Raw genomic sequence first — 25,453 nt, 5'->3', positions numbered from 1 at the left:
GGTCACGCGGGCGGCGTTGGGGTCGTCGCAGCGCGCGGCGAGCACCTCGATGCGGGCGAGCACGCGCAGGGAATGGCCGGCAGCGCGGGCGGCCTTGCGGGCCTCGGCGATGCCTTTGGGCTTAGTGCGCCAGTAGACGGCGGCCAAGGGGTGGATGAACTTGGCGTCGGCGAGTGTTAGGCCGCGGTCGCGGAGTTCAGCCACGGTGAGGCCAGCGGCTTCCTTGAGAGAATCGACGCCGAGAGCAAGAGCATCGAAGATGGAGACGGTCATGCCACGGAGGATAAAGAGGCATCGGAAAGCCTGCAACCGATTGTCCAATGTATTAGTCGAACAGGGGTATTCGAACAGGGGTAGACCTAGAGTTGGGCGATGGAGGCACAGAGCGCGTCGACGTCCTCGTCGCGCGTGGACCAGGACGTGCAGAAACGCACCGCGTGCAGGCCTTCGTGTTCCTCGAAGAACTGGCAGACGTAGTTCTCGGACAGCGCGGCCTCCTGATCAGGCGTGAGGAGTGCGAATTGCTGGTTGGTAGGCGAGTCGAAGAGTATCTGAATGCCGGCGGAGGCGATGCGGGCGGCCTGCTCGTTGGTGTGAGCCATGCTCGACTCGTAGAGGCTGTCGGTGAAGAGGGCCTCGCTTTTGGAACTCCAGAAAACGGCATCGATGCCCGCATCACGCTGCGATCAGAGCCCTACACACAAACAACTTGACACGCTCCTCGGCAGTGGTCTTCTGCTTGAGCTAAGGGGCGACGAGACATATCCCTAAAACTGCGGATAACCCAATTTCGATATGGGAATTCATTGAGCCTATTCCGCCATTTTGCAGCGAAATAGATGCCTACGTTCTCCTTGCAACAGAATTTAAAACCGACGAGAAGTACTGCTCAGTACATGGGGATTTCTGGACCTTGGCCACGGAATTTTTCGGTCAAAAACCCGAATTCGACTTCCCATATATGAAATTTACTCGGTAAGAATGAAGGTTCCTTTTTCTGCCGAGAAACGACATCAGTCTGAGCTGCTTCACGCGTGGTAAATGCAGCCAATATTTCTGGGCTCATTTCCTGGTAGCGCACGGAGGAATGTTGCGCATACCCTTCTCTAAAAACGAGATAGACAAGTTTCGGGAAACGAGACTTGTTTAGTTTTCCTTCCCAGCCTTGAAGGGGAACTTCTTCAGTCCAACAGGTTATTCTTGGAGAATCAACATGCTCGGCCATGGCACTCTCCTGCTCTTTGGTTAAAGCGATTCCGACAAATTCTTCGGCATACGTAGCTTCCGTACGCGCAAAGAGCACAAGAACTTTAGCCTGGTTGCTGCTATTTGAAGTTCTACCTATTAAACCTTGCATGCTTCTCCAAACAGTCGCAGTGTAAGTTTTATCGTCGTCTTCGATAGTTCCTGTTGTCGTGCCAATAAGGCTTGTATCCATTAAGCCATGGTAATGAAACTCAACATTTTTCTGTTCGAGTTTGGATTACCCTTGGTTGTAAGAGCGCGTAGGAACACCAGACTATAATGGTGTGTCCCGCCATACCGTCCAATACTGGTACTTAAGTTTACTCTCGTGGTTGATGTAAGTTACTGGACGACTACACCGTGCCGAATTCGGCGGGTTGCGAGATATAGACCATCGCGGGCTCGACGGCGTGCGTCGAGGACGGCGGGATGGGCGGTCTGGTTGTAGTCGTTGCCGAAATGAATCATGCAGCCAAGCTACTCGTAGCGCAGCGCCTCAATCGGGTCGAGTTTTGCCGCCTTGCCGGCGGGGTAGTAGCCGAAGAAGAGCCCGATGGCGAGTGCGAAGAGCAGCGAGACCACAATCGCGCCGAGCGGTGGGAACACGAAGTAGCCCATGAGCGACGAGCCGATCATGCCCGCCACAGAGCCGAGCACCACGCCGATGAGCCCACCGATGAGACACACGATGATGGCCTCCGTCACGAACTGCAGGCGGATGTCACGCCGCCGCGCGCCGAGCGCCTTGCGCACGCCAATCTCGCGGGTGCGCTCCGTGACGGTAATCAGCATGATGTTCATAACGCCGATGCCGCCGACGAGCAGCGAGATCCCGCCGATTGCCGCAATCGCCGCGGACAACGCCGTGAGCAGCTGGTTGAGGCTCGCGAGGTCCTTGCTGAAGTCGGTGACCTCGACGCGGTAGTCCTCGTTGTCGGCGTACATCGAGTCGAAGGCCGCTTGGAGCCGCGCGCCGAGCGCGGCCTTGTCTGTGCCGGCCGCCGCCCGGATGGACACGGAGGAAAAGGCCTCGCCGGCTAAAGGGGCATCGGAAAGCTGGGCAGCGAGGGGGTAGGGCACGAGCGCGTGTTCGGGCCCGCCGCCACCGATGAGCGCGCCGGTGGCGGGGCTGTCGTAGACGCCGATGACGGTGAGCTCGAGATCCGTGCCGTCGAGCGAGGCAAAATTCAGTGTCTGGCCCACCGGGTCGGCGTCGCCGAAGAGCTCGGTGGCGGTCGCGGTGGAGAGCATGGTCACGGCACGGTCGGCCGCGATGTCGTCGTCCGTGAGTGCGCGGCCGGTGCGGACAGTGAACTGCGAGGCCGTCACGTAGTCCGGGTTGGTGGGTTGCACCATCACCGCTGAGCTTTTCGATGCCCCTTCAGGCGTCAGGTCGCCTGGATACGTGTCGTATTCGCCGATGATGACGCCCTCGACGTCGGGCGCCAGTGCCGTGCGAACCTGCTCCAGCTGTTCGGGGGTGAGGAGGGAGTCGGGGTCGTCGACGGAGGACTCGACGTTGTAGTCGGTCTCGCCTTCGTCGGTGCGCTCCTTGACCTGGACCTGGAAGTTATTGGCGCCGACCTTGTCGAGGTCAGAGGTGAACTGGCCCTTGAGCGCGGAGCCGAGGGTGAGGATCGCGATGACGGCGGCAATGCCGATGATGACGCCCAGCAGCGTGAGTAGCGAGCGCATCTTGTTGGTGCGCAGCGAAGTCAGCGCCATGCGCAAAGATTCGGTGAGATTCATTTCAGCACCCCGTCCGTCATGGTCACGGTGCGCGAGCACTCAGCGGCAAGCTCCGGGTTGTGGGTGATAAACACGATGGAGGTGCCGTGCTCGCGGTTGAGCTCGTGGAAGAGGTCCATGACGAGGCGGCCGGTCTGGGAGTCAAGGGCACCGGTGGGCTCGTCGGCGAGGATGACCTCCGGGTTGTTGGCGAGCGCGCGGGCGATGGCGACGCGTTGCTTCTGGCCGCCGGAGAGTTCGTTGGGCAGGTGGCTGGCGCGTTCGGACATGCCGACGAGGTCGAGGAGCTCGGCGGCACGGCGGGAGCGCTCGCGGCGGGGCACACCGGCGTAAACCATGGGCATCTCCACGTTGGCGAGCGCGGTGATGCGGCCGATGAGGTTGAAGTTCTGGAAGACGAAGCCGAGCTTGTCCGCGCGCAGGCGGGCGAGTGCGTCATCGTTGTAGGTGGAGACGTTCTCGCCGCCGAGGAAATACGTGCCCGCGGTGGGGCGATCGAGCAGCCCTATGATGTTCATGAGCGTAGATTTGCCGGAGCCGGACTGGCCGATGACGGCGACGAACTCGCCAGGTTCCATCGAGAAGTCGCAGCCAGGCAGGACGGTGATTTCGGCGTCGGTGCCCTCGTTAAAGCGCTTGACGATGCCCCGCATGTCGATGAGGCTCATTTCTCTCCGCTCGCTGCGTCGGGCAGGTATGCCTGCTGGCCGACGTCGCCTTCGTGGGCCGCGCCCTGGGTGAGCACGCGGTCGCCGCGGCGGAGGCCAGAGGTGACGGCGGCTTCGAAATCGGTGCGGGTGCCCAATTTCACGTCGCGGCGCTCGATGGTGCCGGAGTCGGAAACGACGAGCACGGCTTTGTCGCCGTTGATGAGCGCGCTGAGCGGAACTGTCAGCGCGTCTTTGTCCTCGTGCGTGACGACCTTGACCTTTGCCGTGGAACCTAGACGCAGGCCCTCGCGGTTGCCGTCCACGCGGACTTCGATGGGGAACTCGGCCTTCCCCGAACCCGCGCCGGTACCGTTCCCCGCCGGCGCGGAGGCCCCAGAGCCGGCGGCCTCGGCGGGCGCGGCGGAGACGGGCGAGATGAAGGACACGGTGCCCGTGTATTCCTTATGCGGCTGGCTGGGGGAGGTGAACGTGACGCGGTCGCCGACCTTGATATCCGCGATGTCGGCTTCCTTGACCTTTGCCTTGACGAGGAGGGACGAGTCATCCGCGATCGCGAGCAGCGGCCCCTCGGCGGGGCGGCCTTGCTGCGCGGTGACGGACGTGATCACGCCGCTGAGCGGCGAGAGGAGGTGAGAACCGGAGATGTCGAACTCGAGTTTCGCATTGGCTTCCTCGGCGGCGACGCGGGCGCCCGCGGCGGACTTGAGGGCGTGGTTGACGGCCTGGGATTGCGTGGCGATTTGCTGTTGGGCGCCGAGCTCTGCGGCGCGCTGGGCGAGCTGGGCGTCGGAAAGCTGGGCGTAGGCGGCGTTGGCGGCGCGCTGCTTGGATCCCACCTCGCGGTCGACGGCCTCGAGCGCGTGGGCGTAGGACTCCTCGGCGTGGTCAACCCGGTTCTGGGCGTCGCTGACCGCGTCATCCGCCTCGACCGAGGCGAGCAGCGACGTGGCAATGGTGGCGCCATCCGCGGTGCCCTCGCCAGCAGCACCGAGCGTGGCGAGCGCGGCCTGTAGCGATGCGTTATTCGCGGTGCGCAGCCCGGCGCGGGCCGTGTCGACCGCGGCAGCGGCCTCGGCGACCGACGGATCGGAGGCAGCGCGGGAGTCGGCGACGGCCCGCGCGGCGTCGTCGTAGGCGCGCTGCGCGGTATCGACGGAGGCACGCGCGGCGTTTACCTCGCCGTTGAGCCCCTGATCCAGCGCGTCTTGGGAGTGCGCCAGTTCCAGCTGCGCGGCCTCGATCTGGTTGAAGGCCGTGATTTCCTCTGCAGCCTGGGACGCGCGTTGGCTGTGCAACTCGCGCTCGGCGGCGGAGGTGTCGAACGAGGCGAGCTCCTGGTTAGCTTTGACCCGTTGGCCGACTTTCGCGTCGAGCGTGACAATGGGACCCGTTTGCGTCGTGGCGAGCGAGACCTCGCGCGCCGCGGCGATGGTGCCCGTTGCGGGCACGGACTGCGTGATGTCCTTCGCCGCGACGGTCGTGACATCGGCGGCGGTGAGCACCACGCCGTCGGGGCCGAAGGTGAGGTAGTAGGCACCGCCACCGCCCGCAGCGAGGATGGCGAGGGCGGCGGTGGTGAGGGCGATAGTCTTCTTTTTCATTACTCGTGAATAGTAGTAGTGCCAATTCCGTTATCGATAATTAACGTTAGCTTAGCGCCGGGATCGGTGCGCGGAACGCAGTTGCTCTCACCAATGCCGGTGTCGCATTCGAGCGCGATGGGCGTATTCTCCGGAAGGTAGACATCGATGCTGCCCACGCCGTTATCGATGGTGAGCGTGCGGGGCTTATCGAGCGTGAGCTCGCGCAGGTCGACGGTCATGGATCCCACGCCGTTGGAAAAGGTGTCCGGCAGGTCCGCGGCGTCGCGCACGGTATAGGTGACCGAGCCCGCGTGGTTCTTCGTGTTGTCTTCGGACGCGGCCATTGCCCATATAAATGAGATGCCCACGATGACAGCGGCGCTCACGGCGACCGTCGCGATGAGACCCTCGTGGGATTTCTTCTTGGGTGCGGGGGCGGGCGCGGGGTCTGGCAGGTCCCAGGCCTCGGGCACCGTGCCCAGGGGATCCCAGGACGGTGGGGTCGTGCGCCCCGGCGGAAACGGGTAGCCCTCGACGGGGGTGAAGGCGGACATATCGGGCCCCGGGGCGGCGTCGGGGACCGGCGCCGCGAGGAGGCCGGCGGGCGGGATGGGTTGGCGTTGGTGCAGTCCGTACCAGGCTACGGCGGCGAGGATGAAGATGACGACGGTGGAGAGGGTTTGCTTCTCGCCGAATAGTGGGCCGAAGCCGGCCGTGGCGGCGAAGAGAATGATAAGCCCGACGGCGAGGCTGGATTCGGACTTCGGGCCGTCGGCCTTGCCAAAGAGGTCCTGGACGGGTGCGGTGGCCTTGCCGTAGAGCGGCATGCACATCCACGCCAGGGCGTAGAGCGCGATGCCGCCGCCGAGGACGAGCGCGGTAACAACGAAAGCCACGCGGACGAGGACTGGGTCGATTTGGTAGCGCACGCCGATGCCTTCGCAGACACCGGCGATCATGGCATTGCCGCCCTGGTTACTCGGGATGCGGGGCGGGCGCGTGTCCCACATCTGGTTGAGAGTCGCGGTGTTCATACCTATATCGTGACGCACTGCGAGGTAAGCCACCATCGGGGAACTCCCTGATTTTTGAACTTCAGGGTTTACCCCGATCCGCACGGGGCGCAGCCGTGCGAAGATTAAGGGCATGAGTTCTCCCTACGCGTCGCGCGCGACTCAGCCCGCGTTCCCGACCTTGGCACGTCCCCAGGACGGCCGCGTCGTGGCGGGCGTGGGCGCGGGGGTGGCGGCGCACCTGGGCGTTGACGTGTTGTTCGTACGCCTGGCCTTGACCGTGTTGTGCGCCTTGGGCGGCCTCGGCGCGTTCCTCTACGCCGGGGTATGGGTTGCGACCAAGCCTGCTGATACCCCCGCGCCCGCCTCCCGCTTCGACTTCCGGGCTAACTGGTTGCTTGTCTTCATTGCCGTGGCGGCGGTCGTCGGCGCGCTGGCCAGCGGAGCCAACATGCTGCTGCCGTTGGTCATCGTCGGCGCGGGCGCGCTCGTGACATGGCAGGCCTATGACCGCGGGCTCGAGAACATAACGAGCAAGCTGAGCATTGCTGCGGGCAGTGTGCTCGTCTTGTCCGGCGTGGTCATTACCATCGCGCGGTGGGACGGCGGCGCGGACTTCATTCCGGCGTTGGCGGCGGTCGCGCTGACCGTTGTCGGTCTCGGCGCCCTCGTGGTGCCGCTCGTGCTCAAGCTGTGGCGCCAGGTGGCGGATGAGGGTGCGGAGAAAGCGGCATCGGAAGCCCAGGCGATCATGGCGGCGCGCCTGCATGATTCGGTGCTGCAGACCCTGGCGCTCATTCAAAAACGCGCGGAGGATCCGGCGGAGGTCGCGCGGCTCGCGCGATCGCAGGAACGCGAGCTGCGCGCCTGGCTATTCGACGCCCCCTCGGCAGCGCCGGCGACGGTCTTTGGCGCGCTGGCCGCGGCGTGTGGCGAGGTCGAAGACCTGTTCCCAGTGCGGATTGCGCCGGTAACGGTGGGCGAAGATATCGAGCTTACCGAGCCCACGAAGCTCGCGGTGCAGGCCGCGCGGGAGGCGATGGTCAACGCCGGTAAGCACGCGGGCGTCGATACGATGGACGTGTATGCGGAAAACTTAGCCGGCGAGCTGTCCATTTTTGTGCGCGACCGTGGCGCGGGCTTTGACCCGAGCACGGTGGCCGGGGACCGGCACGGAATTCGCGACTCTATCCGCGGGCGCATGGAACACGCCGGGGGCACCGCGCAGGTGACATCGACGCCGGGGCAGGGCACCGAGGTGGAGCTCACGGTAGCTTTGTAGCCATGGTTTCCGTTTTCCTCGTCGATGATCACTCCGTCTTCCGTGCCGGCGTGCGCGCGGAGCTCGCTCAGGCTGCCGATATCGAAGTTGCAGGTGACGCGGGTACCGTCGCCGAGGCGGTGGCGGGGATTGCTGCGTCGCAGCCGGACGTGGTGCTGCTTGACGTGCACATGCCGGACGGTGGCGGGCTGGCGGTGCTGCGCGGGGCGCCAGGGCCGGTGTACTTGGCGCTGAGTGTCTCAGATGCAGCAGAAGATGTCATCGCGCTCATTCGCGCCGGTGCGCGAGGCTACGTGACGAAGAATATCTCGGGTCCGGAACTCGCAGCGGCCGTGCGCCGGGTGCATGAGGGGGATGCGTATTTCTCGCCGCGCCTGGCGGGGTTCGTGCTTGACGCGTTCGCGTCCGGCGCGCTGGCCGAGTCGAAGCCCGGAGCGCCGGACGAATCCGTGGACCCGGCAGTCGACGCGCTGACCAGGCGCGAACTCGAGGTGCTGCGGCTGCTCGCACGCGGTTACACGTATCGCGAAATCGGCGAGCGTCTCTTTATCTCGGTGAAGACGGTGGAGACGCATGCGTCGAATATCTTGCGCAAGACGCAGCAATCCAATCGCCACCAGCTCACGCGCTGGGCGGCGAGCCACGATTTGGACTGAGTCCTAGGCGTAGGCGAGTTTGCGGGTGCCGTCTACGTGGGGGAATACGAAGAAGGCAGCGCCCGCGATGACCAGCCACGTCACGGCCACGCCCCAGACTGGAAGCGAAAACAGCGGGGCCAGCATAACGATGAGCCATAGGAACATCAGAGGGACGAGCTGCCCGATGTTGGGCAGCATGGTCACATTTTTCTTGTCCGCGTAAGCGCGCAGCTCAGCCCTATAAGGATGGAGAAAAATAAGCGCGAACGCGGCAATCAAACAGATAAGGCCTGCGCCGATTGCGATGCCGAAGTGGATATCGCTGACCATGACGGCCACGGCTGCACCGATGAGAAAAGATGCGCCCAGGCGAACCCAGTGTGGGGTGGGGATGGGAGTGCTGAGTTTGCGAATATCGCTGAGATGGGCGTTCATGCCGGTCAACGCTACCATTCGAAAACGTAATTGCGTGTGTCCGGGGCAGGGTTCATAATAGGGGAATGAATCAAACAGGCGTTCGCATAGCAGATATGGTTAACGGTAGCTCGGCGTTGAGCCGCGCGGACCGTATTGCCGCTTTGCGCGCCGAGATGCGGAAGCTGGAAAGCCCTGCTATCGCACCTCAAGTCCAGCCGGAAGTAGAGCTGGTTGAGGCACCTTCTGCACTGGCCAAGCTGCTTCCGGGCGGAGGGTTAGCTCGCCGGCAGGTTGTGCGCTGTGCTGATTGTCCCTCGCTCATCGTGGAGATTGTCTCCCATGTTAGCGCGCAGGGCGGACACGTCGGCATCGTTGGATGGCCGGAACTGTCTCTCGCACAAGTGGCCGATAAGGGGGACCTTTCGCGGGTGATTGTGGTACCCGATCCAGGGGCTGATCCCTGGGCCGTGACTGGAGTGTTGGCGGAGGGGCTCGATGTCGTCATTCACCGCGGGGTTGGGGAAGTCACGCCGTCGAAAGCGCGGCCCGTTCTGGCGAAGATCCGTGGCGGGCAGGCGGCAGTGCTGACGGTGGGCGTGCGCCTGCCGGGAACTGCCACGGAAATCGATGCGGAAGTCACCACCTTCCGCGGGCTGGGGCGCGGAAGTGGGCGAATCAACGGCGTCGATATAGCCGTGCGCGTGGAGGCTAAAGGTGTGCGTGCCAAGCAAGGCACGATGACGTGCGGCCAGAGGCGTCGTTTGGAGGCGGTATGAGGGTCGCGGCGTTGTGGTTTCCGGATTGGCCGGTCCAGGCGCTGCGTGTTCTCGACGGTGCAGGAGGGCAGTCAAGATCGCAGCAGGGCACGGCTATCGTGGCGCAGCATAAGGTCGTGGTCTGCGATGCGCCCGCACGCCGGGCTGGGGTGCGGCGGGGGATGCGTCTGCGGCAGGCCCAGGCGGTGTTGCCGGAGTTGCGGGTGGAAGAGTTTAACGCGGACCGGGACGGCGCGGTGTTCGCGGAGATCGCTGCAGGTCTCGACGCTGTGGCGTCATCCATTGAGGTCCTGCGCCCGGGGCTAGTCATCGTGGATGCGGCCGCTGCCGGGCGTTTCCATGGTGGCGAGGGCGTGGCGATGCACATGCTTGTCGACGCCGCCTCCCGCGCCGGCCTCGACGCCACCATCGGGGTGGCTGATGAGATTGCTACGGCGCTCATCGCAGCACGGCATCAGGGGCTGGGCACCGTGGTCCCGGTGGGTGGCTCGCGGGAGTTTTTGGCGCAGCAGCCGGTGGCCGTGCTCGCAGCGGAGACGTCGTTGGCCTGCCCTGAGGAGTTGGTGAGTCAGCTGGCGAAGTTGGGCGTGCGCAGCCTAGGTGAGCTCGCGCAGCTGCCGTTGCGGCAGGTCACTACGCGCTTTGGCGAGGCTGGCAGGCGTTGTCATGCGGTGGCCAGTGCGGCCCCGGATAGGCGAGTGGCGCCGGAGCTGGCGCGGCCGGATCTTGCTGTGGAGATGGTCTTCGAGGAGCCGTTGGAGCGCGTGGACGCGGCAGCCTTCGCGGCGAGGCAGTTGGCGGCGCGGTTGCATGGCGTGCTGAAGGAAGCAGGGCAGGTGTGTCTGCGGTTGCGGGTCGTGGCGGAGTTCGTGGGCGGCGAGCGGCTGGAGCGAATCTGGCGCACGCAGGAGGCGCTGAGCGAAAATGCCACGGCGGATCGTGTGCGCTGGCAGCTCGACGGTTGGCTGAGCTCGGCCCGCGCATCCGACGGCGGCGGGGTGTCCAAGCTGGCGCTGGAGCCGGTGGAGGTCGCGGCCCCTGCAAGCGCTGGGCTATGGGGGCACGCAAAAAGCGATGAACAGGCTAAGCGTGTTATCGCACGCGTGCAGTCGCAGTTGGGTGTGGATCGCGTGTTGCAGCCGCGGGGAGCAGGCGGGCGCGGAGTGGCCGAGCGCATCGCGTATGTTCCCTACGGTGAGCAGCACGATCCCGCGCCGGAGGGTAGTTGGCCGGGGCGGATTCCCTCGCCGCTGCCAGCGAGCCTGGCGCATCCGGCTGCACGCATTCGGCTTATCGACGCCTCCTCCCACGACGTCTACGTCACCGCCGAAGCGCTGCTGAGCTCAGCTCCCGTGGCGCTGGGCTGGGGGCAAAAACGCTATCGGGTGATTGGCTGGGCAGGACCCTGGCCGGTAGATACGTTGTGGTGGGGAGAGAAAGAACAAAGAATCGCCCGGCTCCAAGTGGTGGGGCAGGGCGATAAAGGGCAGCGCGCGTGGCTGCTGGTGTGGGCGGCCGGCAGGTGGAGCGTAGAAGCCTCCTACTGCTGAGCGAGATTAGGTCGCTGCGAGGACATCGATGACCAAGCGGGTCGGGCCGCGCAGCACCTGCACGGAGTACGGGTGGCGCGTGTTCATACCAACGACAAACTGGGAGCGGCCCTCAAACGTGCCTGAGCTGACCACCTGCGTGATGAAACCGCCGGATTCGCTCGTACCCTCCGTAGTTCCGATGTGCGGATCCGGCATGTCCATCTCGAAGGGGTAGACCGTGCCGTCGATGTTGACGTTCAGCGCGGTAGAGCCCTTGTACGTGATGGGGTTACCGGAGCCCTGCTGGGTTGGTTTGTCGTCGTAGTCGATGAACCAGCCGGGGGAGCCGTCGCCAGTGAATTCAAAGACAACGCGCTCGAAGCCGTCGTGCTTGCCCACGCGGACGTCCGTGACAACGAGCTTGGACGGAGCTTGGGGGCGTTCGGTTTTGCGCTCCATGTTGGTCTCTCCGAGCGGGGTGATGCCGGCGGGCGCGGAGGTTTGGTTGACATCGCCGGACAAGGTGGCGGCAAAGGTAGAGGTGGGTGCGGCCGCATTCTCGGAAACGCTAGAGCACGCGGCCAAGGCAACCGCGCCGAGGGTGAGCGCGGCGAGCACAGGCGCGAGTGAGGATGTTTTCGGCATAAAAACAGAGTATTGCCTAACCCGTTCAAATGCATAGCCATTGAGGGAACAGAATGAACATCGTAACCGCATTGTTGTGATTGGTGTGGTGCATGGGACAGGTAAGCTGTTCTTCATGACTTTTTGCTCTGACGTACAAGTTGAGCCCCTCCCCGGCACGGCGAAGAAGGAAAGCGTCTTTGTGCTCTTCGAATGGCCCAACGGATGGTCCCGCGACATCCTTGACGGTGGAACCTTCGGCCCCGAGCTCACCGCGCAGCTCAAAGCCAAGCTCAAAGGCGTCGCCGGGCTGCAGCTCATCCGCAAGCCCGGAAAGGAAGGCCGCGTCATCAACGGCCAGCACCGCTGCTACGTGGTGTGGGCGGAACAGGGCGTATACAAGGAGTATCTCCTCGATGGACCCGCGGACATCCTGGGGCTGGATTTGGGGGCGCCGCTTGGCGACGTCGCAAAGCATCCGCTCGTGCTCATCTGCACCCATGGACGCCGTGACGTGTGCTGCGCCGTGAAAGGGCGCGCGCTGGCGGCGGAACTGGCCGCCGAATTCCCAGACGTCGTATGGGAGACTTCGCACACGAAGGGGCACCGTTTTGCGCCGTCGATTCTGCTGATGCCGTGGGGCTATTCCTTTGGGCGTCTCAACATTGAGGCAGCCCGTGAACTGGTGCGCGCTGCGCAGCGCGGCGAGTACTTCTACCCGGGCAACCGCGGCTGCGGTTTGTACGGACCGCGCGGGCAGGTGGCAGAGCTGGCCGTGGCGCGTGGGTTGATCGAGGCAGGGGAGCGCGTGCGTTTTGGACAGCTGCGCGCTGACGACGCCCACGTGCGCCACGCCGACGGCCGTGAGTGGCGGGTGGAATTGCAAGAAAAAGAGGTCTCCGGCGTCGTCTCCTCGTGTGGGGACGAACCGAAGACCTCGAAGGCGTGGCACGCAGTGGGTGTGCACGCGGAGAACGTTAGCGGCGCATAATCTTGGCCGAGAGCCAGTTGCCGAAGAACTGTGCGGCCTGGACCAGCACGATGATGATGAGCGTTGCCACCACGGTGACTTCCCACTCGAAGGCGCGGTAGCCGTAGACGATGGCAAAGTCACCCAAGCCGCCGCCTCCGACGTAGCCGGCCATCGCGGACATGTCGACGATGCCGATGAACAGGAAGGTGTAGCCCAGAACCAGCGGGCCGAGAGCCTCCGGGATGATGACCGAGGTGATGATCTTCCACGGGGAAGCGCCCATCGCGCGGGCGGCCTCGATGACACCCGGGTCGATGGCCACGAGGTTTTGCTCCACGATGCGGGCCACGGCGAAGGTGGCTGCGATGATCATGACGAAGGTCGCCGGCTCGCGGCCGATGGAACCGCCAAGGACCGCCACGGTTAGCGGCTGCGCGAAGGCCAGCAGGATGATGAACGGAATCGGGCGGACGAAGTTCACCAGGATGTTGATGATGAAGTAGACAACCTTGTTCTGCAGGATGCCACCCGGGCGGGTGGTAAAGAGCAGCACGCCCAGCACGAGGCCGAGGAGGCCTGCGACCACCAGGGTCGTTGAGACCATGATGAGGGTGTCTTGGACGGCCTCGACGAGGGTATCGCCCAAGCGATCCCAGTCAGCGGCAGCTTGGTAGGTCACGTTCATCGGGAAATCTCCTCAATCTCGGTGGTCTGTTGCAAGGTGTTGTAGAACTCCTCGATGGCGGCCGGGTTGCCGTTGAGGCGGACCGTCAGCTTGCCGAAGGAGTGCTTCTGCAGCGTCGTAATGCCGCCGTGAACGACCGCAATAGATACGCCTTGTTCGGCCAGGCGAGCAGAAGCGGCGAAGAAGCCGGAGTTCTCGGTCAGATTGATGGTGAACAAGCGGCCCTCATGCGCGAGCAGGTCATCTGCCTCGACGAGGTCCGGGGTATTGCGCAGGGAGGTTGCCACGAACTTGGACGCGACCTCGGTGCGCGGGTTGGAGAAGACCTCGTATACGCTACCGGCCTCGATGATGCGGCCGTTTTCCATCACGGCGACCTTGTCGGCGATGGAGCGGACGACCTCCATCTCGTGGGTAATCACGACGATGGTGATGCCAAGGTCGCGGTTGACCTTACGCAGCAGTTCCAGCACCTCGTGGGTGGTGGTGGGGTCGAGCGCGGAGGTGGCTTCGTCGGCAAGCAGCAGGGACGGGTTGGTAGCCAGCGCACGAGCGATGCCCACGCGCTGCTTCTGACCGCCGGAGAGCTGCTCCGGGTAGTTCGAGCCCTTGTCGCCCAGGCCGACGAACTGCAGGAGCTCCTCGACGCGGCGCTTGCGCTCCTCCTTTGGAACACCTGCCAGACGCAGTGGGTACTCAATGTTGCCCGCAGCGGTACGCGAAGACATCAGGTTGAACTGCTGGAAGATCATGCCGATGTTGCGGCGAATGCCGCGCAGCGTGGGCTCTGGCATGCCCACGATGTCGGTGCCGTCTAGCAGCAGCTGGCCGGAGGTCGGCTTGTCCAGGCCGTTGATCATGCGGACCAACGTGGACTTACCGGCGCCGGAGAAACCGATGATGCCGACGATCTCGCCGGGCTCGACGGTCAGGGAAACGCTGTCAAGCGCCTTTGTTTCGGTCTTCTTGTTCTTGAAAACTTTGGTGATGTTTCGAAACTCAATGCGGGTACCTTGCTTGGCCCCTGATTGCTGTGTCACGTGAGGTGTTTCCTTCAAATCGATGTGACGGTTGACGGCCGAAACCCCGGACACGCTGTGGTGTTCCGGGGAAGGCTGAGATGGCTACTTGGAAGTGGTCTTTTCCAGGCGGTCGAGGATTTCTTTCAGCTCTTCTGCGGACTTCTCAACGGGAACGGAGGTGCCCTTGGAGTCCTCAGCAACTGCGTCCTGGACAGCCTTGGTGTGCCAGATTTCAGCGACCTTCTTGATCTGCTCGTTGTTAGCATCCTCAGTGCGAACGACGAATGCGTTGATGTAAGGCTCAGCTTCTGGGGAGTTCGGGTCATCCTGGAACACGGAGGTGGTCGGGTCGATACCTGCGCGGTCGAGGAAGGAGTTGTTGATGATGGCCGGCTTGCCCTCGCCGTAAGCGGTTGGGGTCTGGGCGGCGTCGACAGGCACAACCTTGACCTTGGACTTAGCCTCGTCGATGTCCGGCAGACCCGGGGTGATGAGGCCTTCCTTCTTCAGTGTGACGAGCTTGGCCTGGACCAGCACGTTGATGGCGCGGCCCTGGTTGGTGGAGTCGTTCGGGATGGCGACTTCCTGGCCCTCGATGCCGTCGAGGGATTTGTGGTCCTTCCAGAACAGAGCCAGCGGAACGATCTCGGTTGCGACGATCGGAACGAGGTCGGTGCCGTTGCCCTTGTTGAACTCAGCAAGGAACTTCAGGTGCTGGAAGTTGTTGGTGTCCAGCTCGCCCTGGTTCAGGGCCTGGTTCGGGGTGTTGTAGTCGGAGAAGTTCTTGACCTCGATCTCGAGACCCTGCTTCTCAGCCTCGTCCTCGAAAGCAGACCATGCCTTCTTGGCGGCGTCGGTAGTGCCGATGACGATTGGGCCGTCAGACTCGCCGGAAGCGGAGTCGGAGGAATCGGAGGAGCAAGCCACGAGGCTGGTGGCTGCGATAACTGCTGCGGAGGAAGCTGCAAGAACGCGACGGATACGCATGATAGGAGGAATCCCTTCGATTGAAATAGATTTGAATGAAAGAAACCTAACAGGGATTGAACCGCTTTGTCTATATTGGATGTAGCGTGCACGTAAATTGACTAGAACATAATTTCGATCATATTGTTTTTCCATGAGGTTCAACGGTGGGGCGGCGCTACCCTGGTCACGGGTGGAAAGGATTCTTTCTGGACGTCCTACGCCCACTCCCGTGCCCGTGGATCATGTGGGTTCCCCTGTGGATTCGCCGGAGCACGGGGCGTCGTCAGTGGCGTTTGCGGAGCTGCATGCCGTGTCGTCCTATAGCTTTTTGGACGGCGCTTCGGAACCAGAGGAGCTGGTGGCGCGGGCGGTGGAGCTGGGCCTGTGTGGCCTTGCGCTGGTGGACAAGGACGGATTCTACGGCCTCATGAAATTCGCTGAGGCCGCAGCCAGAGTGGGGCTACCTGCGGTGTTCGGTGCGGAGCTTTCGCTTTCCGACGCCCCCCTGACCGTCCTTGCTCGCACACCCGAGGGGTACCGCCGGCTTTCACGTTTGATCGCACAGGCCCGTATGGATGCGGGGGTAAAGGATGAAGTGGCGTACCCGCCCTTGGGGGAGATTGCTGAGCGGCTCCAGGATCATTGCCTTTTTCTGGTGGGGTGGGAGTGGCTGGATAAAATCGACCACTTGCTCGAAAGAATAAAAATAGACAGCATAGTCCTCGAATATGCGTGCACTATGACTCCTGAGGACGCGGATCACTATGCTGCGCTCGATCGATACAACGGCCTCCGGGCCATCGCAACCGCTCGACCCGCAGCGGCCACCCGGCAGCAGGCCAGGCTGGCTGGTGCCAAGCAGGCGTTGGCCAGGCGGCAGTCCCTCGAGCAGGCGGCTCCCGACGCCCACCCCATGGGCGCCGGCTGGCTGCGCTCGGGTGAGCAGATGGCGCAGCTTTTCCCGGACCGGCCGGAGCTTATCGCGGAGACGGTCGCTGTTTTAAACGAATGCAGTTTTACCTGGGACGCGTTGGCGCCCAACCTGCCGGACTTCGAGGTGCCCGACGGGTACACGGAGATGACCTGGCTGGAACACCTGACCTGGGTGCGCGCCGAGGAGCGTTATGCCTCCCGGCCCGCTGACGTGCAGCAGCGGGCATGGAAGCAGATCGCCTATGAGCTAGGGGTTATCGAACAGCTGACATTCCCCGGCTACTTCCTCATCGTGTGCGACCTAGTGGATTTCTGTAAGCGCTCCAACATCCTGTGCCAGGGCCGCGGCTCGGCGGCGAACTCTGCGGTGTGTTTTGCTTTGGGTATTACCAACGCGGAACCGATTTCCGCGGGCCTTCTTTTTGAGCGTTTTCTTTCTCCTGACCGCGACGGTCCGCCGGACATCGATATCGACATCGAGTCCGGTCGCCGCGAGGAGGTTATCCAGTACGTCTACGAAAAGCATGGGCGTGAGCGGGCTGCGCAGGTGGCCAACGTCATCACGTATCGCCGCAAGGGCGCGACTCGCGACGCCGCTCGTGCCCTCGGCTACCCACAGGGCTCCGCGGATTCCTGGTCGAAGGGGCTTTCGGAGCCGCCGGGGGACGTCGTCAAGCTGGCGGAACAATTCCTCGGGCAACCGCGCCATCTGGGCATTCACTCGGGCGGCATGGTGTTGTGCGACCGCCCCATCGCGGATGTGGTGCCGATGGAGTGGGCACGGATGGAAAAGCGTTCGGTGTTGCAGTGGGACAAGGATGATTGCGCGGCGGCCGGGCTGGTGAAGTTCGATCTACTGGGGCTGGGCATGCTCGAGGCGCTGCACCACATGCAGGACTTGGTGGAGGAGACCACTGGGCACAAGGTGAATCTGTGGGAGCTGGACCTGGCGGAAAAAGAGGTCTACGACATGCTGTGCCGCGCCGATGCGGTGGGGGTGTTCCAGGTGGAGTCGCGCGCGCAGCTGTCCACGCTGCCGCGTTTGAAGCCGCGGAAGTTCTTCGACCTGGTGGTGGAGGTTGCGCTCATTCGTCCCGGCCCGATTCAGGGCGGTTCGGTACATCCTTATCTGCGCCGGCGCGACGGTAAGGAGGCGGTGACCTATGACCACCCAGTGCTGGAGAAGTCCCTGGGCAAGACGCTGGGCATTCCGCTGTTTCAGGAACAGCTGATGCAGATTGCCGTCGACGCCGCGGGCTTTTCCGGCGCGGAGGCCGACGATCTGCGGCGTGCGATGGGCTCGAAGCGCTCGCCTGCGCGGATGGCGGCGATTCGGCAGCGCTTCTACGACGGGCTGGCGCAGACCAATGGGATTGTGGGCGAGACTGCGGACAAGCTGTGGAACAAGATCGTGGCCTTTGCCGCGTACGGTTTCCCAGAGTCGCACTCGCAGTCTTTTGCGTCACTGGTGTATTTCTCGGCGTGGATGAAGTATCACTATCCGGCGCAGTTTTGTGTGGGCCTGCTGCGGGCGCAGCCGATGGGCTTTTATTCGCCGCAATCGCTCATTCAGGATGCGCGGCGGCACGGCGTGGCAGTTCTTCCGCTGGACGTGAACGCTTCGGGGTGTCAGGCGCGTGCGGTGGTCCAAGACGGCGGCGAGGTGGCGATCCGGCTGGGCCTTAACCTCATCAAAGGGTTGGGGGAGAAGGCTGCGCAGCGTATCGAGGATGCATGCGCGCAGGCACCGTTTCAAGACATCGCGGATCTGTCTAGGCGGGCGGATCTCAGCGTGGAGCACGTGGAGGCATTGGCCGGTGCGGGGGCGTTGGATTGTTTCGGGCTTTCGCGCCGTCAGGCGTTGTGGCAGGCGGGCGTTGCGGCGACGGAGCGTGCCGGCATGTTGCCGGGGCTTTCGGCTATTTCTGCGCCGAGCCTGCCTGGCATGAGCGCTTTTGAGCTGATGGCTTCCGACGTCGCCAGTACTGGCGTTACCCACGACAAACAGCCGATGGAGCTCGTGCGCGCCGCGCTTAACGACGCCCATGTCTGCACCGCCGCGCAGCTGCGGCAGGTTCCAGACGGTACACGGGTGCGGATTGCGGGCATCGTGACGCATAGGCAGCGTCCGCAGACTGCCGCCGGCGTCATCTTTTTGGGCTTGGAGGATGAGACCGGCTTGATGAACGTGATGGTCTCACCGGGGCTGTGGCAGCTCAACAAGACCGTGGCCAGGACGTCTAAAGCGCTGGTTATTCGTGGCATCGTGCAAAATGCCACGGGTGCGGTCAACGTGGTGGCAGACAAGCTGGAGCCGCTTGCCATGGGTGAGTGGCTCTCCCGCGGCTCGCGTGATTTCCGTTAGGCCGCGTAAACACTCGTTGTGTGTTTATCGTGGACGGGAATGGAAGAGCGAAGAAACCGCACAGCGCGGCGCATCCTGAAAGGTACTGTCTACCCGCACAACATTCACCCCGCGCTGGATTTTTACCACGCTGGCAGTGGGCCTGCTTTTCTTCCTGCTCTACCTGGCCTTTTCTAAGTGCAGGCGGATTCCGTGCCTGCGCTCAGTATCGATGGCTTGGCGATTATCGCGACGCTGTTCGGCACCGCGGCGTCGCTTGGCATTGGTGCTTTGCAGATCGGCCGTGGCGTTGAGGTGGGATTTGTCTTTTGACCCGGCGGTTATTCGCTACCACTTTGAGGAGCAAGCGCTTGCCAACGCCGTGGTGCAGGGCGTTCGCGAGCACGGTGACGACTTTGCTCTATCGGTCGAACAAACCGAGCGCAACTCCGAGTACTCCACCGGCGCGGAGTTCGACTCCACCTCGGAGGAAGCCACCGAGTGGTACGTGCGTACCGACGAAGAGGGCGAGCCTATCCCTTATGACTACGAAGCCAGCGAGTACATCTCCAAGCAGGAAGTTGTCGACGGCTGGGAGCAGGATACCTAAAAAAGGGGTTTAGGAATCTGCGAGTTCGGCACGATCGTCGGCGTCCATGCCAAGGGCGATCGTGCCGAGCAGAGTCAGCGATGCCCCGAACATCAATACGCCGGCCAGCATGCCTAGGCAGCGCACGATTTCCGGCCATGGAACGTCTTGTCCAACTAGGTCGAGCAACGGCAGGCAGAGCATCAGCACCATTAAACTGCCGAGGGCGAAGTACGTGTACTTGAAGACGTTGCTGCGCGCGCGATCGATGCGGCTGCGCTGATATTCGTCTGCAAAGGCTGGGTCCATATTGTCTTTTCCGATTAGAACTTGAAGGCGCCCCAGGCAGATGACGAGCCAGGCAAGGCCGCCGGCCCACAAGAACATCGCAATGACGTTGTAGAAGGGGTTGACTGCTATAGCGGCGAGTGCAATGAGCAGTCCGACGAAGCTGGAATAGAAGTACTTGGTGCGGATAGGCATGATTAATCCTTAGAAATGAGTTCGGCGCGGTTGAATTTGCCTGCCAGAGACCTGGCCACGGTGAATGGAACCCACAGCATTTGCAGCATGATCAGCTTGAAGAACAAGCTGGCCACGAAGATTCCGTCCATGGAGTCGACGAACCGGGTTCCGAGAGCAATAGCGCCGCAGGCCATGAACATGAACATGGAAGAAAACAAGGCGAGCTTAAGTCCATCTTCGCGGGCCTCTACATGAAGTTGCAGCATGTACTCGTCGAGTTCGATAGTGGGTAAGTCGGCGGAGTCGATAGTCTTGCGCAGCTTGGACACGCCGAAGCCGGTTACACAGCTACCCAAGCAGGCCAGCATGAAGGACGTGAAATCGTCCCAGAACTGCAGCGGGATGGATACGACGATGATTGCAAGCCCGACGTCGGCGAGGCGTATGAGGCGGTTGCGCTTTGTGACGCGAGCTTTGGTGGCGGTGGACGTCATGGCCTAGTCCTTTCGGTAGATCTCGGTGGATAGCGGCTGGAATTCGGTGCGCGAGAAGACGGCTTCGACGGGGAGGTCGAATACTTCGCAGATGCTGAACGCGAGGTCGAGGCTGGGAGAGTGATCGCCACGCTCAAGAGCACCGATGCTTTGGGGGTTGACCCCGACGGCGTCGGCAAGCTGGGCGCGCGACATGTCCCTCTCGACCCGGAGCAACCGAACTCGATTGAAAATTGGGGAAGACGGCTTTTTCTTTGGGGACATAAACCAAAGTGTTGTATAAACCCAACACTTTGTCAAGGAGTATGAGGGCTTTGTTAGCATAGGCGGCATGCACTCCGCGCTTTCCCCAGACATGCATCCGGTCTCCCGGAAGCTGACCACAGCTCGCTATATTCACCACCTGAGCTGGTCGGCAGTCTTTGCTATCGCTTTCGCGGTTGCGGGGTACTTCGCCAGCTCATTTTGGTACTGGTTCGCCGGAGCCTGGGTAGTGTGGTTCGTCTACTTGCTCTGGCTCATCCCCGCACAGGTGCGCAACATGGGGTGGAAGGAAACCGACGATGAGCTGGTGATTACCCGCGGCAAACTGTGGTACCGCCTGACCATCGTCCCCTTCGGTCGCATCCAGTTTGTGGACGTTTCCGCCGGACCCATCGAGCGGGCGTTGGGATTGAAGCGCGTGAAGATTCACACGGCGTCGGCAAGCTCAGATGCGCGAATCGCGGGTCTCGTTGCAGAAGACGCGGATGCGTTGCGCGAGCGGCTTGCCGTCAAGGCACGCGAACGGATGAGCGGACTATGAGCGGCCGGCATCGTCTGCGCAAGGACCGCGCGTCCGTGGACGCAGAAGGTTTTCGCCGCGTCCACCGCCTGACCCCGTTGCTGCGCTTTTGGTCGCTGATCCTGGCGCTGGTGGCATTGTTTGTGGTCAACATCAACGCAGAAATGCTTTCCGACGTCGCCACCTACCTGCGCGGCGGGCACTGGAGCGACATCGGATTGGGCACAGTCATCGCCATCGGTGTATTCGTAGCGGTGTGCCTGGGTATTTGGTTCATATCGGCCATTTGGTGGCGCAAGCTGGGTTACAAGCTCGACGAGCATGAAGTCTCCTTGCGTCACGGCGTGATTTCCTCGTCCTTCCGCTCTGCTCGCTATGACCGCATTCAGGCCGTGGACGTGGTGGAGACGGTCATCGCGCGCATCTTTGGTCTGGCGGCGGTGCGCGTGGAAACCGCAGGCGGCACTGCGTCGGTCATCGAGATCTCCTTCCTGCGTAAGGCGGAAGCCGAGCAGCTGCGCCAAGAGCTGCTCGCGCACGTGCATCGCCCGGCAGCAGGAAACGCCTCGGCAACCGTGGAACCCGACCCGGCCGGTGACGACCTCATCCCGGAGATTCCCGTGGGCCGTACCCTCGCGGCGGAGGCGCTGCGCCTGCCCACGCTTATCGCCCTCGTAGTCATGACGATCCTCGTCATCTTGCCCTTCTTCCGCGCGGCGGCGCTGCCCATCGTGGTGGGATTTGTGCCGAACATCTGGAATCTCATTGATACGTCGTGGCGCTTTAACTCCCGCTATGACGCGCAGGATGAGGTGCTCAATATTGCATATGGCCTGGCCGATCGCCGCCGGCAGACCATCCGCCGCTCCCGCATCCATGCGGTGCGCGTGACGCAGCCGCTGCTGTGGCGCATGTTTGGCTGGTACGAGGTTCAGGTCTCCGTCGCGGGCTATGGCGCGAAGGCCGGCGGCAAGCAGTCGGGTTCCACGCGAATTCTGCCGGTGGGTACGCGCGACCAGGCACTCGCGCTTTTGGAGCTGGTCTCCGATCTCGACGCCGCGCAGATTGAGGAATTTGCCCGCCCCGAGGGACACACGCGCCCCACGTACGTTTCACCGGGCAGGGCTTGGTTGGCATCGCCTGTGGACTTGCGTCAGCAGGCGGTCACGCTGGTGGGCACCGAGGTGGCGGTTGTGCATGCCGGGCGCCTGGCGCGCCGGGTGATGGTCGTGGGCACCCCGCACATCCAGGAGCTCACGGTCAAGGCGGGACCGCTCAACCAGCTTTTGGGCGTGCGCAACATCAACTTCGACTTGGTCCGCGGGCCGGTGGCGATGGCAGGACGCCAGCTAGCGCTTGACGACGCCGCCGATCTCCTTGAGCGCCTGCGCAAGCGCCAGCTGCCGAGCATGGCGCAGGAGGCTAGGATGCTTTCGCCGGAGCCGGGTGACTCGGCCGACGCAGAGTAAGCAACACTGGGGCGCCGGTCTTGCGCGGGGCGCCGCACAGCGCGGAGGCTGCGCAGGAGCCGCAGGCCGTGGTGGGGCAGGTGCTGAGCGTTTCGGCACTGAGCTCGCCGGTGGCAAGAAGGTGCGATATCACCAGGTTGACCGTGCCGATTTCTAAGCCCGTGGCTTTGGCGACTCCGGCGCGGGTGGTGATTCTTGCCGCGATGGTTGAGCGGACTGCTTCGATGGGGGAGTTCACAGCAACCTCAACAATTGGAAGACCACGACAGCCAAGACCCACGCCGTGGTGAGCTGAACTGCGAAGCCGAAGAGCGTCCAACGCCATCCGATTTCGCGCTTTTGCGCAGCCAGAGTGGCCACGCAGGGGGTATAAGCCAGCAGGAAAAGCATGTAGGCCCACACTGCCGCGTTGGTGTGGCCGCCGGAGGCCGCCGCGAAGTCGGCGCGCACGTGATTGCTGAGCGAGCTTGCGGCCTGTTCCTCGGGGGTGGCGTCGGTGACGTCTTTGACCGTGTAGGTCTGCGACCACGTGGAGATGAGTGCCTCCTTGGCCACGAAACCGGTGACCAGTGGGCCGGCCAGCGACCAAGAGTCGAAGCCCGCCGGCGCGAAGACCGGAGCGATGGTGCGCGAGACCGCGCCATAAGCAGACTCCTGCGGGGCCGGGGTGGTGTAGCCGCCATCGACGGTGGTCGCGGCACCCACCGGGATGGCCATGAGCAACCAGATGACCACGACCGTGGATACGATGATGCCGCCCGCCGTGTGGAGGAAGCCCTTCAGGCGCGTCCACATCACGGATAACGCCAGGCGCACCGTGGGCAGTTGGTAGGTGGGCAGGTCGATGACCAGGGGATCCTGGGGAACCGCACGCCATAGCGTCTTGCGCAGTGCTAAGCCCACCAACACGAGCAGAGCGATGGAGACCACGTACAAGGCAAAGACCACGCTGCCGGCGTGGGCTGGGAAGAAAGTCTGCGCCAGCATCACAAAGACCACGAGGCGCGCCGAGCACGACGTGAACGGGATGAGTAAAGAAGTCATGATGCGATGGCGGGTCGAGCCCAGAACACGCGTGGCCGCAATGGCCGGCACGTTACAGCCAAAGCCCACCACGATGGGGATAAACGCCTTGCCTGGAAGGCCAATGGCACGCATGAGGCGGTCGGTGACCACCGCGGCACGCGCCATGTATCCAGAGTCTTCAAGGACGGCGAGGCACAGGAACATCAAGGCCATGAGCGGCGCGAAGGTGAGCACCATGCCGACGCCGCCGATGAGGCCATCGACTATAAGGCCCTCGACCAGCGGATGGTGAAGGCCGACTGCCTTCAGAAGGTGGCGTGCTGCGTCAGAGATGGGTCCTGAGACCAGCGCCTCCAAGCCGTCCTGCAGAGGAGCGGCCACCGTGGTGGTTATCTGGAAGACCAGCCACATCACCGCGAGGAAAAGCAACGGGCCGGCTACCGGGTGCAGCGCTACCGCATCTAGGCACTGCGAACGCGTGACCGGCTGCGACTCGGTGTGCACCGCTGCTTTGGTAGCGGCGTCGAGATCCGCAAAGCGGGCGTCGATGCTGGCGTCCTCGCGCCGGACCTGTGGCTCCTCAGTAAGGGAAACCTGCACCGTCTCACGCAGGCGTTCCAGGCCTTCCCGCCGGCGGCCATCAACGCAGACGACCGGGATTCCCGTGGCCCTCGCGAGCGCATCGGCATCGACCCGCAAGCCCTGGTCTTGTGCTACGTCCAGCTTGGTCAGCGCGATGCTGAGCCGGCAGGGAAGCTCCGCGAGCTGGAAAGCCAAGTTGAGCCCGCGCGCAACCGCAGTCGCGTCGACCACCACGATGACGCGATCGGGGCGCTCGGCAGGGGCGGCGTCGTAAAGCATGGCGCGGGGTCAGCGCCTCATCCGGGCTGAGCGGATCCAGCGAGTAGGTGCCGGGGAAGTCAATGAGATCGGCAACCTCGGCCGGGCAACACGAATGCGCAATGTTCCAGGCGCCGCGGCTGACCTCCACCGAGGTACCCGGCCAGTTGCCGGTCTGCACCTTGGCGCCGGTCAGCGCGTTGAAAAGCGTGGACTTGCCGGAGTTGGGAGCGCCCACCATCGCGATGATGGCTGCGCCCGCGGGAGCCAGCGCCCCGCCAGGATTTCCGTGGCAGCTAGGGGAAGTGGAGCTCATTACTAGACCCCGATGGATTGCAACGTCTGCCGGTCGATGGCGTAGCGGCAGGTATCAACAGTTACGATGCGTGTCCCGCCCGCCACGTGCGCGCCCAGAGTCAGGCACGCGCCCGGCCGGATCCCGAGCTCGCACAAGCGACGCGCCATCGCTGGGTTCTGCACACAGTCGAGGCATTCGGGGCGGAGGGTAACAGTGCAGCCAACAGGCAGGGAGTAAGCCGATGAGTGAGTGGTCGACTCGCCTGAGCTCAAACGCAAAGGCAACATGACAAAGAGTCCTTTCGAATCACTTATAAAGTTACCCTTGCCGAATATTAGGTTGGCCACACTTTGTGAACTTTATCCCAGTGCGTTTTCCCAGCTGCCGATCTGGCGCAGCTTCTGCTCAAAGGGAGCAATTCCGCTTAACGACGTCGACAAGCAGAGGCACCACAGGGCGCTGCGCCAACTCCATGCCTGCCTGCGCAAAACCGAGCACGTTGTGCGCGGCAGCCTCAATTGCCGTGATGAGATCGGTGAGACTAGACCGCGCCCTTGAAACCCAGTTGGCGCCAGGCCTCGTACACGGCGGTGGAGGCCGCGTTGGACAGGTTCATCGAGCGGCGCGCCGGGACCATGGGGATGCGAACCTGCTCGGTGATGCGTGGGTGATTGACGTGCTCCGGTGGCAGGCCAGTGGGCTCGGTGCCGAAGAGGAGGACGTCGCCTTCTTGGAACTCGACGTCGGTGAACCACTTGTCGGTGTGCGTGGTGAATGCGAAGACGCGCGCACCAGGTAGGGCAGCCATGCAGGCGTCAAAGTCCTTGTGGATCTGCAGATCTGCGAGGTCGTGGTAATCCAGGCCAGCGCGTTTGAGGTGCTTATCGTCGAAGTTGAAACCCAGCGGCTCGATGAGATGCAGGGAGGCACCCGTGACGGCAGCGGTGCGGATGGCGTTGCCGGTGTTGGTGGGAATCACGGGATTATCAAAGACGATGTGCAGCTGGCTCATAGTGCTCAGTCTAGGATGGA

General features: G+C 63.1%; 28 protein-coding genes and 2 pseudogenes. 10 read left to right on the top strand and 20 right to left on the bottom strand.

Features of this window, described 5'->3' with window-relative positions:
• From HMPREF3148_RS07665 to HMPREF3148_RS07635, 8 genes are all read right to left on the bottom strand, one after another.
• The coding region (locus HMPREF3148_RS07665) for a hypothetical protein (protein ID WP_370876406.1) at positions 1 to 273 on the bottom strand (273 nt) is incomplete at its 3' end.
• Between the two features lie 86 nt (positions 274 to 359).
• Complete coding sequence (locus HMPREF3148_RS07660) at positions 360 to 602, bottom strand: hypothetical protein (RefSeq protein ID WP_005532241.1); 243 nt, start codon at positions 600 to 602, stop codon at positions 360 to 362.
• Positions 603 to 889: 287 nt separating this feature from the next.
• Positions 890 to 1,438 (bottom strand): hypothetical protein, encoded by a 549-nt coding sequence (locus tag HMPREF3148_RS07655; protein WP_049063268.1) that lies wholly within the window; start codon positions 1,436 to 1,438, stop codon positions 890 to 892.
• A gap of 149 nt (positions 1,439 to 1,587) precedes the next feature.
• Positions 1,588 to 1,713, bottom strand: coding sequence for a hypothetical protein (locus HMPREF3148_RS14150; RefSeq protein WP_255313631.1), 126 nt, complete (start codon positions 1,711 to 1,713; stop codon positions 1,588 to 1,590).
• A gap of 9 nt (positions 1,714 to 1,722) precedes the next feature.
• Positions 1,723 to 2,994, bottom strand: a complete 1,272-nt coding sequence (locus tag HMPREF3148_RS07650) for an ABC transporter permease (RefSeq protein ID WP_049159057.1) — start codon at positions 2,992 to 2,994, stop codon at positions 1,723 to 1,725.
• Complete coding sequence (locus HMPREF3148_RS07645; protein ID WP_049151988.1) at positions 2,991 to 3,662, bottom strand: ABC transporter ATP-binding protein; 672 nt, start codon at positions 3,660 to 3,662, stop codon at positions 2,991 to 2,993. The genes HMPREF3148_RS07650 and HMPREF3148_RS07645 overlap by 4 nt, the downstream gene beginning before the upstream one ends.
• Positions 3,659 to 5,266, bottom strand: coding sequence for a permuted SH3 domain-containing protein (locus tag HMPREF3148_RS14190; protein ID WP_049151987.1), 1,608 nt, complete (start codon positions 5,264 to 5,266; stop codon positions 3,659 to 3,661). Before HMPREF3148_RS14190 ends, HMPREF3148_RS07645 begins: the two co-directional genes overlap by 4 nt.
• Positions 5,266 to 6,318 (bottom strand): PspC domain-containing protein, encoded by a 1,053-nt coding sequence (locus HMPREF3148_RS07635; protein WP_165033310.1) that lies wholly within the window; start codon positions 6,316 to 6,318, stop codon positions 5,266 to 5,268. The genes HMPREF3148_RS14190 and HMPREF3148_RS07635 overlap by 1 nt, the downstream gene beginning before the upstream one ends.
• 76 nt (positions 6,319 to 6,394) lie before the next feature.
• Between HMPREF3148_RS07635 and HMPREF3148_RS07630 the strand changes: the two genes are divergently transcribed.
• Together HMPREF3148_RS07630 and HMPREF3148_RS07625 are read left to right on the top strand one after the other, a co-directional pair.
• Positions 6,395 to 7,543 (top strand): ATP-binding protein, encoded by a 1,149-nt coding sequence (locus HMPREF3148_RS07630; RefSeq protein WP_070508959.1) that lies wholly within the window; start codon positions 6,395 to 6,397, stop codon positions 7,541 to 7,543.
• A gap of 2 nt (positions 7,544 to 7,545) precedes the next feature.
• Positions 7,546 to 8,199, top strand: coding sequence for a response regulator transcription factor (locus tag HMPREF3148_RS07625; protein ID WP_005527912.1), 654 nt, complete (start codon positions 7,546 to 7,548; stop codon positions 8,197 to 8,199).
• Positions 8,200 to 8,202: 3 nt separating this feature from the next.
• Here the strand turns inward: HMPREF3148_RS07625 and HMPREF3148_RS07620 are convergent, their stop codons facing one another.
• Positions 8,203 to 8,616: a hypothetical protein gene (locus tag HMPREF3148_RS07620; protein WP_049151984.1), complete on the bottom strand. Its 414-nt coding sequence runs from the start codon at positions 8,614 to 8,616 to the stop codon at positions 8,203 to 8,205.
• A gap of 95 nt (positions 8,617 to 8,711) precedes the next feature.
• Between HMPREF3148_RS07620 and HMPREF3148_RS07615 the strand changes: the two genes are divergently transcribed.
• Together HMPREF3148_RS07615 and HMPREF3148_RS07610 are read left to right on the top strand one after the other, a co-directional pair.
• Complete coding sequence (locus HMPREF3148_RS07615; RefSeq protein ID WP_049151983.1) at positions 8,712 to 9,374, top strand: hypothetical protein; 663 nt, start codon at positions 8,712 to 8,714, stop codon at positions 9,372 to 9,374.
• Complete coding sequence (locus HMPREF3148_RS07610; RefSeq protein ID WP_070508958.1) at positions 9,371 to 10,924, top strand: DNA polymerase Y family protein; 1,554 nt, start codon at positions 9,371 to 9,373, stop codon at positions 10,922 to 10,924. Before HMPREF3148_RS07615 ends, HMPREF3148_RS07610 begins: the two co-directional genes overlap by 4 nt.
• 6 nt (positions 10,925 to 10,930) lie before the next feature.
• On the opposite strand, the gene HMPREF3148_RS07605 is transcribed toward HMPREF3148_RS07610, so the two are convergent.
• Positions 10,931 to 11,551, bottom strand: coding sequence for an AMIN-like domain-containing (lipo)protein (locus tag HMPREF3148_RS07605; RefSeq protein ID WP_049147479.1), 621 nt, complete (start codon positions 11,549 to 11,551; stop codon positions 10,931 to 10,933).
• A 115-nt stretch (positions 11,552 to 11,666) separates the two neighbouring features.
• Between HMPREF3148_RS07605 and HMPREF3148_RS07600 the strand changes: the two genes are divergently transcribed.
• Positions 11,667 to 12,521 (top strand): sucrase ferredoxin, encoded by an 855-nt coding sequence (locus HMPREF3148_RS07600; protein ID WP_070420902.1) that lies wholly within the window; start codon positions 11,667 to 11,669, stop codon positions 12,519 to 12,521.
• On the opposite strand, the gene HMPREF3148_RS07595 is transcribed toward HMPREF3148_RS07600, so the two are convergent.
• The 3 genes from HMPREF3148_RS07595 to HMPREF3148_RS07585 all read right to left on the bottom strand — a co-directional run bounded on the left by HMPREF3148_RS07595 (position 12,508) and on the right by HMPREF3148_RS07585 (position 15,197).
• The gene (locus tag HMPREF3148_RS07595; RefSeq protein WP_070508956.1) at positions 12,508 to 13,188 is read right to left on the bottom strand and encodes a methionine ABC transporter permease; all 681 of its coding nucleotides are present in this window, start codon (positions 13,186 to 13,188) and stop codon (positions 12,508 to 12,510) included. The two genes, HMPREF3148_RS07600 and HMPREF3148_RS07595, sit on opposite strands and share 14 nt — an antisense overlap.
• Positions 13,185 to 14,228 (bottom strand): methionine ABC transporter ATP-binding protein, encoded by a 1,044-nt coding sequence (locus HMPREF3148_RS07590; RefSeq protein WP_046646587.1) that lies wholly within the window; start codon positions 14,226 to 14,228, stop codon positions 13,185 to 13,187. The genes HMPREF3148_RS07595 and HMPREF3148_RS07590 overlap by 4 nt, the downstream gene beginning before the upstream one ends.
• A gap of 84 nt (positions 14,229 to 14,312) precedes the next feature.
• Positions 14,313 to 15,197: a MetQ/NlpA family ABC transporter substrate-binding protein gene (locus HMPREF3148_RS07585; protein WP_049062855.1), complete on the bottom strand. Its 885-nt coding sequence runs from the start codon at positions 15,195 to 15,197 to the stop codon at positions 14,313 to 14,315.
• Between the two features lie 133 nt (positions 15,198 to 15,330).
• On the opposite strand from HMPREF3148_RS07585, the gene HMPREF3148_RS07580 reads away from it, so the two are divergent.
• The 3 genes and pseudogenes from HMPREF3148_RS07580 to HMPREF3148_RS07575 all read left to right on the top strand — a co-directional run bounded on the left by HMPREF3148_RS07580 (position 15,331) and on the right by HMPREF3148_RS07575 (position 19,066).
• Entirely contained in the window at positions 15,331 to 18,477 is a 3,147-nt protein-coding gene (locus tag HMPREF3148_RS07580) for an error-prone DNA polymerase (protein WP_070508954.1), read from the top strand.
• Positions 18,478 to 18,675: 198 nt separating this feature from the next.
• A pseudogene (locus HMPREF3148_RS13555) lies at positions 18,676 to 18,768 on the top strand (hypothetical protein); the annotation flags it as partial.
• Between the two features lie 10 nt (positions 18,769 to 18,778).
• Positions 18,779 to 19,066: a hypothetical protein gene (locus HMPREF3148_RS07575; RefSeq protein ID WP_034656543.1), complete on the top strand. Its 288-nt coding sequence runs from the start codon at positions 18,779 to 18,781 to the stop codon at positions 19,064 to 19,066.
• Positions 19,067 to 19,075: 9 nt separating this feature from the next.
• Here HMPREF3148_RS07575 and HMPREF3148_RS07570 read toward each other — a convergent pair whose 3' ends face one another.
• From HMPREF3148_RS07570 to HMPREF3148_RS07560, 3 genes are read right to left on the bottom strand one after another with little or no spacing between them, the layout of a single operon-like run.
• The gene (locus HMPREF3148_RS07570) at positions 19,076 to 19,528 is read right to left on the bottom strand and encodes a hypothetical protein (protein ID WP_005527927.1); all 453 of its coding nucleotides are present in this window, start codon (positions 19,526 to 19,528) and stop codon (positions 19,076 to 19,078) included.
• A 2-nt stretch (positions 19,529 to 19,530) separates the two neighbouring features.
• Positions 19,531 to 20,004 carry a hypothetical protein gene (locus tag HMPREF3148_RS07565; RefSeq protein WP_049062859.1) on the bottom strand — a complete coding sequence of 158 codons (474 nt, stop codon included), beginning with the start codon at positions 20,002 to 20,004 and terminating at the stop codon, positions 19,531 to 19,533.
• A 3-nt stretch (positions 20,005 to 20,007) separates the two neighbouring features.
• Positions 20,008 to 20,268, bottom strand: coding sequence for a helix-turn-helix transcriptional regulator (locus HMPREF3148_RS07560; RefSeq protein WP_005527929.1), 261 nt, complete (start codon positions 20,266 to 20,268; stop codon positions 20,008 to 20,010).
• 91 nt (positions 20,269 to 20,359) lie between these two features.
• Here HMPREF3148_RS07560 and HMPREF3148_RS07555 point away from each other — a divergent pair, with 91 nt between their 5' ends.
• The gene (locus HMPREF3148_RS07555) at positions 20,360 to 20,809 is read left to right on the top strand and encodes a PH domain-containing protein (protein ID WP_046646608.1); all 450 of its coding nucleotides are present in this window, start codon (positions 20,360 to 20,362) and stop codon (positions 20,807 to 20,809) included.
• Positions 20,806 to 22,257 carry a PH domain-containing protein gene (locus tag HMPREF3148_RS07550; RefSeq protein WP_070508953.1) on the top strand — a complete coding sequence of 484 codons (1,452 nt, stop codon included), beginning with the start codon at positions 20,806 to 20,808 and terminating at the stop codon, positions 22,255 to 22,257. Before HMPREF3148_RS07555 ends, HMPREF3148_RS07550 begins: the two co-directional genes overlap by 4 nt.
• Here the strand turns inward: HMPREF3148_RS07550 and HMPREF3148_RS13270 are convergent.
• From HMPREF3148_RS13270 to HMPREF3148_RS07535, 4 genes and pseudogenes are all read right to left on the bottom strand, one after another.
• On the bottom strand, positions 22,211 to 22,495 hold the full coding sequence (locus HMPREF3148_RS13270) for a hypothetical protein (RefSeq protein ID WP_083287737.1): 285 nt from the start codon (positions 22,493 to 22,495) through the stop codon (positions 22,211 to 22,213). The two genes, HMPREF3148_RS07550 and HMPREF3148_RS13270, sit on opposite strands and share 47 nt — an antisense overlap.
• Positions 22,492 to 24,439: pseudogene (gene feoB / locus HMPREF3148_RS07545) on the bottom strand (ferrous iron transport protein B). The gene HMPREF3148_RS13270 and the pseudogene feoB overlap by 4 nt, the downstream one beginning before the upstream one ends.
• A gap of 2 nt (positions 24,440 to 24,441) precedes the next feature.
• Entirely contained in the window at positions 24,442 to 24,708 is a 267-nt protein-coding gene (locus HMPREF3148_RS07540; protein WP_070508952.1) for a FeoA family protein, read from the bottom strand.
• Between the two features lie 254 nt (positions 24,709 to 24,962).
• Entirely contained in the window at positions 24,963 to 25,433 is a 471-nt protein-coding gene (locus HMPREF3148_RS07535) for a tRNA (cytidine(34)-2'-O)-methyltransferase (RefSeq protein WP_005527936.1), read from the bottom strand.
• Positions 25,434 to 25,453 lie beyond the last annotated feature (20 nt).

Source organism: Corynebacterium sp. HMSC05D08, from assembly GCF_001807215.1.
In the GTDB taxonomy this organism is placed as follows: Bacteria; Actinomycetota; Actinomycetes; order Mycobacteriales; family Mycobacteriaceae; genus Corynebacterium; species Corynebacterium striatum.
This window is presented reverse-complemented; position numbering and strand designations above follow the sequence as displayed.

Coding starts and splice junctions, on each gene's coding strand:
- HMPREF3148_RS07645 (WP_049151988.1), bottom strand. CDS start 3,662: ATGAGCCTCATCGACATGCGGGGCATCGTCAAGCGCTTTAACGAGGGC.
- HMPREF3148_RS07595 (WP_070508956.1), bottom strand. CDS start 13,188: ATGAACGTGACCTACCAAGCTGCCGCTGACTGGGATCGCTTGGGCGAT.
- HMPREF3148_RS07535 (WP_005527936.1), bottom strand. CDS start 25,433: ATGAGCCAGCTGCACATCGTCTTTGATAATCCCGTGATTCCCACCAAC.
- HMPREF3148_RS07550 (WP_070508953.1), top strand. CDS start 20,806: ATGAGCGGCCGGCATCGTCTGCGCAAGGACCGCGCGTCCGTGGACGCA.
- HMPREF3148_RS07650 (WP_049159057.1), bottom strand. CDS start 2,994: ATGAATCTCACCGAATCTTTGCGCATGGCGCTGACTTCGCTGCGCACC.
- HMPREF3148_RS07600 (WP_070420902.1), top strand. CDS start 11,667: ATGACTTTTTGCTCTGACGTACAAGTTGAGCCCCTCCCCGGCACGGCG.
- HMPREF3148_RS07610 (WP_070508958.1), top strand. CDS start 9,371: ATGAGGGTCGCGGCGTTGTGGTTTCCGGATTGGCCGGTCCAGGCGCTG.
- HMPREF3148_RS07555 (WP_046646608.1), top strand. CDS start 20,360: ATGCATCCGGTCTCCCGGAAGCTGACCACAGCTCGCTATATTCACCAC.
- HMPREF3148_RS07625 (WP_005527912.1), top strand. CDS start 7,546: ATGGTTTCCGTTTTCCTCGTCGATGATCACTCCGTCTTCCGTGCCGGC.
- HMPREF3148_RS07540 (WP_070508952.1), bottom strand. CDS start 24,708: ATGTTGCCTTTGCGTTTGAGCTCAGGCGAGTCGACCACTCACTCATCG.
- HMPREF3148_RS07615 (WP_049151983.1), top strand. CDS start 8,712: ATGGTTAACGGTAGCTCGGCGTTGAGCCGCGCGGACCGTATTGCCGCT.
- HMPREF3148_RS07630 (WP_070508959.1), top strand. CDS start 6,395: ATGAGTTCTCCCTACGCGTCGCGCGCGACTCAGCCCGCGTTCCCGACC.
- HMPREF3148_RS07565 (WP_049062859.1), bottom strand. CDS start 20,004: ATGACGTCCACCGCCACCAAAGCTCGCGTCACAAAGCGCAACCGCCTC.
- HMPREF3148_RS07585 (WP_049062855.1), bottom strand. CDS start 15,197: ATGCGTATCCGTCGCGTTCTTGCAGCTTCCTCCGCAGCAGTTATCGCA.
- HMPREF3148_RS07560 (WP_005527929.1), bottom strand. CDS start 20,268: ATGTCCCCAAAGAAAAAGCCGTCTTCCCCAATTTTCAATCGAGTTCGG.
- HMPREF3148_RS14150 (WP_255313631.1), bottom strand. CDS start 1,713: ATGATTCATTTCGGCAACGACTACAACCAGACCGCCCATCCCGCCGTC.
- HMPREF3148_RS07660 (WP_005532241.1), bottom strand. CDS start 602: ATGGCTCACACCAACGAGCAGGCCGCCCGCATCGCCTCCGCCGGCATT.
- HMPREF3148_RS07580 (WP_070508954.1), top strand. CDS start 15,331: ATGAGGTTCAACGGTGGGGCGGCGCTACCCTGGTCACGGGTGGAAAGG.
- HMPREF3148_RS07655 (WP_049063268.1), bottom strand. CDS start 1,438: ATGGATACAAGCCTTATTGGCACGACAACAGGAACTATCGAAGACGAC.
- HMPREF3148_RS07620 (WP_049151984.1), bottom strand. CDS start 8,616: ATGAACGCCCATCTCAGCGATATTCGCAAACTCAGCACTCCCATCCCC.
- HMPREF3148_RS07635 (WP_165033310.1), bottom strand. CDS start 6,318: ATGGTGGCTTACCTCGCAGTGCGTCACGATATAGGTATGAACACCGCG.
- HMPREF3148_RS14190 (WP_049151987.1), bottom strand. CDS start 5,266: ATGAAAAAGAAGACTATCGCCCTCACCACCGCCGCCCTCGCCATCCTC.
- HMPREF3148_RS07570 (WP_005527927.1), bottom strand. CDS start 19,528: ATGCCTATCCGCACCAAGTACTTCTATTCCAGCTTCGTCGGACTGCTC.
- HMPREF3148_RS07605 (WP_049147479.1), bottom strand. CDS start 11,551: ATGCCGAAAACATCCTCACTCGCGCCTGTGCTCGCCGCGCTCACCCTC.